1 protein-coding gene is annotated in these 1,052 nt (G+C 42.6%); it reads left to right on the top strand.

What is annotated here, in order from left to right; genetic code table 11:
- The first annotated feature begins 35 nt into the window (after positions 1–35).
- Entirely contained in the window at positions 36–1,052 is a 1,017-nt protein-coding gene (locus tag DB41_RS10375) for an FAD-binding oxidoreductase (RefSeq protein WP_039387073.1), read from the top strand.

The raw sequence follows: 1,052 nt of genomic DNA, 5'->3' as shown, positions 1-1,052 counted from the left end.
TATTTTAACTATAAATCAAATAAGCTGTTGTGCTTATGCGTATAGCTATTATAGGAACAGGTCTATCAGGATTAGCCACAGGGTGGTTTTTGCTAAAAAAATTTTCCTGCAAGCAAAGACCTAGTATCACTTTCTTTGACCATTTAGGGGTGGGAGGAGGAGCCTCCGGAGTAGCTGCCGGACTGCTGCACCCTTATGTGGGTGCTACCGCTAAGCTTAATCGTTATGGGCTAGAAGGTTTTGAGGCCACAGAGAAGCTGCTAAACCTTGCCTCTGAAAAAATGGGCATGCCAGTGGCGAGCTATAACGGATTTTTGCGGGTAGCTCTTTCACTTCAACAAAAAAAGGATTTTCAGCGCTCAGCTTTTAAGTATGATGATTTGCTATGGCTAGAAGCAAAGGAGGCCAAGCAAAAAATTTCAGGACTGTCTTTTCATCCAGCACTCTTTATTAAAAAATGCATGGCAGTAGATTGCTCTCTTTATTTGGAGGGACTATGGAAAGCCTGCAATGAAAAAGGAGCTGTGCTTGAAAGACAGGAAATAGAAACATTGGATGAATTGAAAGCTTTTGACCATATCGTGGTAGCTACGGGTGCCTTCGTTAATAGGTTGCTAACACCGCAAAAGCTGCCTGTGACCGAAGTAAAAGGTCAGGTTATTGATATTGTGTGGCCTAACAGCTTGGAACCTTTGCCATGTCCTTTAAGCTCACAAGCCTACCTAATTATGAATAAGGGAAAAAATAGCTGCACATTAGGGGCGACTTATGAACGTGGCTTTCAATCAGCGCAGGCTAATTTGAAAATGGCTTCAGGAGAAATTATGCCTAAAGCCCTGGCTTTATTGCCTGCATTAGAAGGTGCGACAGTGTTAAACTGCAGAGCAGGGGTGCGTGCTTCTACTCCTGGTCATATGCCTATCATACAAAAAATAGGAGTAAACGTTTGGGTAATTACCGGCATGGGATCCAAGGGCCTTCTATATCATGCTTTATATGCTGAAAAGCTAGTCGATATGATGAAAGAAAGGCAAGCATGCCATTCTTTTTAA

Source organism: Neochlamydia sp. TUME1, from assembly GCF_000813645.1.
In the GTDB taxonomy this organism is placed as follows: Bacteria; Chlamydiota; Chlamydiia; order Chlamydiales; family Parachlamydiaceae; genus Neochlamydia.
The sequence above is the reverse complement of the archived record's forward strand: the minus strand, read 5'-3'. Positions and strand labels throughout refer to the sequence as shown.